General features: G+C 66.8%; 4 protein-coding genes. 1 reads left to right on the top strand and 3 read right to left on the bottom strand.

The genetic code is table 11. From position 1 onward, the window contains the following. From FNJ47_RS45765 to FNJ47_RS45755, 3 genes are all read right to left on the bottom strand, one after another. A partial coding sequence (locus FNJ47_RS45765) for a DUF1697 domain-containing protein (protein ID WP_163163329.1) occupies positions 1–161 on the bottom strand: 161 nt, incomplete at its 3' end. 4 nt (positions 162–165) lie between these two features. Then, positions 166–807 (bottom strand): glutathione S-transferase family protein, encoded by a 642-nt coding sequence (locus tag FNJ47_RS45760; RefSeq protein ID WP_163163327.1) that lies wholly within the window; start codon positions 805–807, stop codon positions 166–168. 13 nt (positions 808–820) lie between these two features. After that, on the bottom strand, positions 821–1174 hold the full coding sequence (locus FNJ47_RS45755) for a hypothetical protein (RefSeq protein ID WP_163163325.1): 354 nt from the start codon (positions 1172–1174) through the stop codon (positions 821–823). 259 nt (positions 1175–1433) lie between these two features. Here FNJ47_RS45755 and FNJ47_RS45750 point away from each other — a divergent pair. Beyond that, on the top strand, positions 1434–2080 hold a 647-nt coding region (locus FNJ47_RS45750), incomplete at its 3' end, for a dienelactone hydrolase family protein (protein ID WP_163163323.1).

Genomic DNA, 2080 nt, shown 5'->3' with positions numbered 1-2080 from the left:
GCCGCGCCGAGCTTCGAGGAGAACACGACATTGCCGCTCGCGATATAGGTCTGCACGTCGGCAAATCCCTCGTCGACGCACATCGCCTTCAGCTCAGTCATCGGCAGCTTGCCGGTGCCGCCGACATTGACCGCGCGCAGCAGGGCGACGTAACGCATCACGATCTCACGTCAGCAGCAGCGCCATGCCCGGATCGCCCTTCTGCATCGCGCGCTGATAGGCCGGGCGCGCGGCGATGCGGCCGAGATAGTTCCTGATATTGAGGCAGCGGCCGAGGTCGTAGGGCAGGAAATAGCGCATGGTCGTCAGCGAGAAGCCGATCATGATATCGGCCGTCGTGAACGCGTCACCCGCCAGATATTCGGCATCGCGCACGCGTGCGTCGATCAGGTCGAACGAACGATCGACTCGTGTCTTGGTCGCGACCAGTATCGGATTGTCGGGAGCGAGGTTGAGCCGGTGCAGGATCATGCTGCGGCCCATCTGCGCCTGCAGGGTGCCGTTGGCGAAGTGAAACCAGTACAGGAACTTGGCGAAGTCGGGATGGTCGGGCTTCAGCGCCAGCCGTCCGTTGCCGTATCTGGCGACGATGTACTCGACGACAGCGCCGGATTCGGCCAGCACCAGCTCGCCGTCGGTGATGACGGGCGCGGCGCCGATCGGGTGCAGCGCCTTGTAGTCGGCCGGCGCCAGGATCGTGACGGGATCTCGCGCGGTGCACTTCAGCTCGTAGGGGATCGCAAGCTCCTCGCACAGCCAGACGATCCGCTCCGATTGCGACTTGCCGAGATGGTGAACGGTGAGCATGCGGGGCTGCCTCTCAGGCGTTCTTTTTCTTCTTCGCCCGCTTCTTCTCGGCTTGCGTGTCGGGTTTCTTCTCAGATTTCTTCCGAGATTCCTTGGCCGGCGGCGGCTCTTCCATCGCCTTCTTCATGGCGCGCGCATAGGCGTCGGCGGCATTCTCCGCCGAATTCTGCAACCGTTTGGCGGTCGCGGTCGCGTTCAGGATCGTGCTCTTGGCGAGGTGGCGGAAGCGCGCCTTGGTGTCCTTGTCCTTGGCTTTGGCCGAGCGCGCGACCCAGACGGCCTGGCGCTTCTTGGCAGCCGCCATGACGGCCTTGGTCTGCGCTCTTGCGGTTTGCCGGATCACGGCGTCGAGGTCGGCTTCGGCCATTCAGATGCACTCATTGGACTGGACATGCGCCGGATGGCGCAGGAAGGGGAGCTATCACTAGCGCAACCGGCGCGGTTTGAACATGCGATCGTTGGCGACGCCCCGAGGGTGCCGCCGGCGGTCTGAGGCGGCCATGCCGGCTTATCCGCCTGGCCGGCGGGGAGTGGCCCGGCCGATGATGGTGCGCTGTATCGGGCGTAGGGTTCGGCATGATATAGCGGCGCCCGGCCAACGGCCGCGCCGTCCCATCGAGGTCCCGATGCCAGCAATCAGCCGACGGAGCCTGCTTGGCGGCCTTGCCGTGCTCGCGGCGTCGCGCTCGGTTGCGGCGGCGACCGCTGAGACGCTGAGTGTCGAGGCCGACGACGGTCGCGTGACGCTCAACCACTTTGCCTCCGGGCGCAGCGGCAAGCGCCCGGCGGTGCTGGTTCTCCACGGCTCGCGCGGCTTCGATCTCAGGCCGCAGGCCTATGCGCGTTATGCCGATGCGCTGACGGCGGACGGCATTGATGCCTATTTCGTTCGTTACTACACGCCGGCCGACGAGCAGGCATTCGAGACGCTGCACACGCGCGAGCGCCGCGAGGCCTACGAGAGCGGGCGTTTCGATGCCTGGGCGGCGCGGGTTTCGTCCGTGCTGACGTCGGTGCTGGCAGGTGCGGACAGTTCCGGCCGGATCGGGCTGCTGGGGTTTTCGCTCGGCGGCTATGTTGCTGCGGCAGCGGCCGCGCGCGACGAGCGCGTGGCGGCGTTGGCCGTGCTGTATGGCGGCATGCCCGAAAGGATCGCGCCGCAGGTCAAGCATCTGCCGCCGATGATCGAGTTGCACGGCGAGGCCGACCGCAACGAGCCGCCCGCCAGCGGGCATGCGCCGGGCCGGGCCGGCAAGGCGGTCGGCGGGGCGGG

This window comes from Bradyrhizobium uaiense, assembly GCF_010811875.1.
GTDB lineage: Bacteria > Pseudomonadota > Alphaproteobacteria > Rhizobiales > Xanthobacteraceae > Bradyrhizobium > Bradyrhizobium uaiense.
Note: the sequence above shows the minus strand (reverse complement) of the source record. Positions and strands in the feature narration are given on the sequence as shown.

Excerpts from the sequence above, each read along its gene's own strand:
- FNJ47_RS45760 (WP_163163327.1), bottom strand. The coding sequence starts at position 807 with ATGCTCACCGTTCACCATCTCGGCAAGTCGCAATCGGAGCGGATCGTC.
- FNJ47_RS45755 (WP_163163325.1), bottom strand. The coding sequence starts at position 1,174 with ATGGCCGAAGCCGACCTCGACGCCGTGATCCGGCAAACCGCAAGAGCG.